Source organism: Mycobacterium sp., assembly GCF_035623875.1.
Lineage (GTDB): Bacteria > Actinomycetota > Actinomycetes > Mycobacteriales > Mycobacteriaceae > Mycobacterium.
This window is the reverse complement of record NZ_DASPSP010000123.1, coordinates 1-4,300: the sequence shown is the minus strand read 5'-3', so window position 1 is coordinate 4,300 and position 4,300 is coordinate 1. Positions and strand designations below refer to the sequence as shown.

Annotated in this window: 4 protein-coding genes; 2 read left to right on the top strand and 2 right to left on the bottom strand. The window is 64.9% G+C overall.

The features are described from left to right. On the top strand, window positions 1–631 hold a 631-nt coding region (locus VEI45_RS10170; RefSeq protein ID WP_324852712.1), incomplete at its 5' end, for an NYN domain-containing protein. A 468-nt stretch (window positions 632–1,099) separates the two neighbouring features. On the opposite strand, the gene VEI45_RS10165 is transcribed toward VEI45_RS10170, so the two are convergent. Further along, window positions 1,100–2,035, bottom strand: a complete 936-nt coding sequence (locus VEI45_RS10165) for a class I SAM-dependent methyltransferase (RefSeq protein WP_324852710.1) — start codon at window positions 2,033–2,035, stop codon at window positions 1,100–1,102. A 67-nt stretch (window positions 2,036–2,102) separates the two neighbouring features. On the opposite strand from VEI45_RS10165, the gene VEI45_RS10160 reads away from it, so the two are divergent. Further along, window positions 2,103–2,819, top strand: a complete 717-nt coding sequence (locus VEI45_RS10160; protein ID WP_324852708.1) for a TVP38/TMEM64 family protein — start codon at window positions 2,103–2,105, stop codon at window positions 2,817–2,819. On the opposite strand, the gene VEI45_RS10155 is transcribed toward VEI45_RS10160, so the two are convergent. Continuing rightward, window positions 2,816–4,273 carry a serine hydrolase domain-containing protein gene (locus tag VEI45_RS10155; RefSeq protein WP_414687442.1) on the bottom strand — a complete coding sequence of 486 codons (1,458 nt, stop codon included), beginning with the start codon at window positions 4,271–4,273 and terminating at the stop codon, window positions 2,816–2,818. The genes VEI45_RS10160 and VEI45_RS10155 overlap by 4 nt on opposite strands. Window positions 4,274–4,300 lie beyond the last annotated feature (27 nt).

Sequence of the window (4,300 nt, the reverse complement as noted above, 5' to 3'; positions counted from 1 at the left end):
CCGCGAACAGCTGGTGGGCCGCGCCGTCGATCTGGTGCAGCTGTTCCCGGCGGCGGCCTACGGCAAGAACGGCGCCGATATCCGGCTGGCCGTCGACACGGTCGAGGACATGTTCCGGCTGCCCGACCTGACCCATGTGGTGATCGTTGCCGGCGACTCCGACTACATCCCGCTGGCGCAGCGCTGCAAGCGGCTGGGCCGCTACGTGGTCGGGGTCGGGGTGGCGGGCTCGTCGAGCCGGGCGCTGGCGGCCGCATGCGACGACTTTGTCATCTACAATGCGCTGCCCGGCGTTCCGGTACCCGAGCCGGCCGCCTCCGAAGCCGTGCCCAAGAAGCGGACTAGCCGCACGAAGTCCGCCGAGGCCGGTGAGCCGTCACAGCTCGATCCGCAGCAAGCGGCCACTGATCTGCTAACCCGCGCTTTGCGGATCGGCTTGGAGAAAGACGACGTAGATTGGCTGCACAACTCGGCGGTCAAGGCGCAGATGAAGCGGATGGACCCGTCATTCAGCGAAAAGTCGCTGGGATTCAAGTCCTTCAGCGACTTCTTGCGGTCCCGCTCCGATCTGGTCGAGCTGGACGAGAGTTCGACGACGCGGATGGTGCGACTGCGCGGCAGCGACGGATAGCCGGCTCCTGTTTGCCGTCGCGCAAACGCTTCAAACTTCGTGGTCCCGGGCGTAGTCTGTAAACATCATGTAAAAATTCGCGCCCGGAGAGGAGCAATCAGCATGAACGTGAAGCTCCTGGCCGAGGCGGCCGCGATCGCTACCGGAGTCGGGTTGTCACTGTTGACTGCCGGCGCAGGGCTTGTTCACGCCGCCCCGTCATATCCACCCCCACCGTGCTTCAACTGCCAATCGGGTCCCGGCGGACCGGGCAGCAGCCCGCAGGATAAGCCACCTTCCCCGCCCTACCCCGGGATCCTGGTCCCGGGTAGCCGATACATCATTCCCCCGATGGGGGGCAGCCCTCACAGCGGAGGACGCACAGTCCAGGTGCCCGGTGCTACACCCGGGTCCCATTAAACCTGCACGGCGTCATGATGCATTGCGGACAACTCGATAGCTGAGTACCGCCGAGCGGGCCGCAATTCACTATTTCTGCGCGGACACGAACAGGTACGGCGGCACGCCGTCGTCGATCTGTTCCGGAGGTTTGCGGCCGTAGCCGGTCATCAGCTCATCCGACGGCGTCACCGTCACCTGCCAGCCGTGACGACCCCACCAATTGGCGACGTCCTCGCGTTCCTCGAAGTACCACAGCTCGTCGGTTCGCGGGATCTCGCGTTGCGGGTCCACCTTGGCCATCAACGCCCGGACCCGATCCATGCGCTCGCGCCGTTGCGCCGCGGCCTCGGGGTCGGCGAAGTTGGGCGCCAACGCCTCGATGCCGACCCGGCTGCTGGTGGCAGTCAGCCCCTGGATGCGGTTGAATAGCAACTCCTGGGCCGTCGCCGGCAGATACATCAACAGCCCCTCAGCCGACCAGGCGCTCGGCACCGATGCATCAAAACCTGCCTGCTGCAAGGCTTTCGGCCAGTCCTGACGCAGATCCACCGGAACTCCGACCCGATGACATAGCGGATCGGCCCCGTGCTCGTGCAACGTCGAGGCTTTGAAGTCCAACACCCTGGGCTGGTCGAGCTCGTAGACGGTGACGCCGTCGGGCCACGGCAACCGCCAGGACCGCGCGTCCAGGCCGGCCGCCAATATCACCACCTGACGGATGCCCGCGCTGGCGGCGTCGAGGAAGAAGGTATCGAAAAACCTGGTCCGCGAAGCGAAATAGCTGACCATCGACTTCATCCGCAATGGCAACTCGGGCGCGGCCTCGACGACCTCGGCGGGCAGCTCCGGAGCGCCGTACCAGTCCCACTCGCCGTCGCCGGCGGTGTCGAGGAAAACCCGCGCGAACCGATCGCTGATCAGCGGATTGTCGCTCTCGGTTTCGGCCGCGCGCGCCGCCGCCACACCGAGCGCCGTCGCGCCGACGCTCTCGGTGATGTCCCAGCTTTCGTCATCAGTTCTCACGCCTTGCGACCCTACGGGAGTGCTGCTTATTTGCCGTCACCGCCGGTGCGGAAGAATCGCGGCCACCATGACCGACAACGACGGTTCGACACCGACATCGCGACGACGCCACATCCTGCGGCTCGCGGTGTTCGCTGCTTTCTTGGTCGCGCTGTTCTATCTGCTGGCCGTGCGGCACGTCGTCGACATCGAGGACGTGCGGCGCACAGTCAAGGCGACGGGGCCGGCGGCGCCGCTGACCTACATCGTGGTGTCGGCCGTCCTCGGCGCGATCTTCGTGCCCGGCCCGATCCTGGCCGCCAGCAGCGGGCTGCTGTTCGGTCCGGTGCTGGGGGTGTTTGTGACGCTGGGTGCGACAGTGGGCACCGCGGTCGTCGCAAGCCTGGTGGGCCGTCGGGCTGGCCGGGACAGTGCGCGAGCTCTGCTGGGGGCGTCACGTGCCGACCGCATCGACGCGCTGATCGAACGACGCGGGCTGTGGGCGGTGGTCGGTCAGCGCTTCGTTCCCGGCCTCTCGGATGCGCTGGCCTCGTATGCGTTCGGGGCGTTCGGAGTTCCGTTGTGGCAGATGGCCGTTGGTGCGTTCATCGGTTCGGTGCCGCGGGCGTTCGTCTACACTGCGCTGGGCGCCTCGATCGGGAACCGGTCGCCGTTGTTGGCATACACCGCGATCGGCGTGTGGTGTGTGACCGCGATTGTCGGCGCGTTCGCGGCGCATCGCGGCTTTCGGAAGTGGCGGGGACATGGCGGCAGTGAGCCGGAATGCGAAGCCGAAGCGCTTTAGAGACCCAAGGCCTGGGCTGCCGCCGTCGCCACGTCACCTCGCAGACTCGAGATCGGTGGACTGCCTGGCTGATGGATTGAGTTCGCGAGCAGAATCACGTAGGTATCTGAGCCTGGGTCCAGCCAAAGCGACGTCCCGGTAAAGCCGGTGGCGCCAAAGCTACCGATGGGAAAGATCAGGCCTCGCGGCTTGGAATAGTCGGTATCGATATCCCAGCCGAAGCCGAACAGGTTTTGTCCCTTGATCGCCGGATAGAGCGGGGCGAGCAGCGGATCATATGTGTTTGGCGTCTTCGCGATAGCTTCTCGGGCGGCATCGTTCGCTGCTTCGACCTGTCCAACGGTATGTCCGGGTTGCTGAGGAGTCGTCATCAACTCCAGCGTCGCCTGCTTCAGCGGAAACTTGCTCGGGCGGTCCGCAAGCCGATCAAGCAGCGCCTGCGCATAGAGGCTGACATCGTGCGCCGTCGAGAACACACCGGCATGCCCGGCCACCCCACCCATCCGGCGCGCCGTCGGATCATGCACGGTGCCCCGAAGCAGGAAATCAAAATCGGGATTCTTGCCCGGATCGGCGTTGCTTTGGTCATCAATTGCGGTTGGTGCGATGCGCGACAACAGACTGGTGCTCCAGGTGCCTGCAGGACAGGCGACCCGCATGCGCCCCTTCGGCGCGGGAGCCCAGGCAATCGCAACTCCTCGCATCACATGTGGACCGCATGCTTTGGCCGGCGGAAGATAGCGGGTCTCCTGCATGCCGAGCGGAGCAAACACGTTTTGCTGAACGTAAACGTCTTCCGGCTCGCCGGTGAGTTTCTCGATCAGCGCGCCAAGCAGAATGTAGTTGATGTCGGAGTAGCGGAAAACCTCACCGGGAGGCGACTGCAACGGCGTGGTGAGGGCACGATGAATGCCCTCTGCTTTGTCGGCTGCGCCCAGTCCCCACGGATCGTGGAGGTTGACGTCGTCCGGTTCGCCTGAAGTGTGCGTCAGCAACATGCGAACCGTCACCTTTGCGCGCAGTGGATCGTTCCCCGTGTTGAAGTCGGGCAAATACTTCTGCACGGGATCGTCGAACGCAACCTTGCCGTGTTCGTAAAGCTGCATGACCGCGGTCGCCGTTGCGAGACACTTCGTCAACGACGCGATGTCGAAGATGGTGTCCTCGGTCATCGGCTCCGCACGTGCGGGCGATCCATCGAGCCCCGGTTCGCTGGCAATCTTGCGCGAACCATAAGCCCGATGGAAGACGATCCTGCCGCCATGCCCGATCACCACCACGCCACCCGGCAGCCTCTGTGCCGCAATCGCATCGTTCATCAGCTTGGAGACCGTTGCGAATTCGGTTGCCGGAGCCGCGCCTGGTTTCCTGCCGCTTCCCGCTGTGTGCGCTGCGTACCTGGCCGAGGCCGCCGCAGCAAGCGTAAGCAAGGCAATTCCACCAGCGATGGCCATTCGCGCAGATGCCTTACTGGCCAGGCC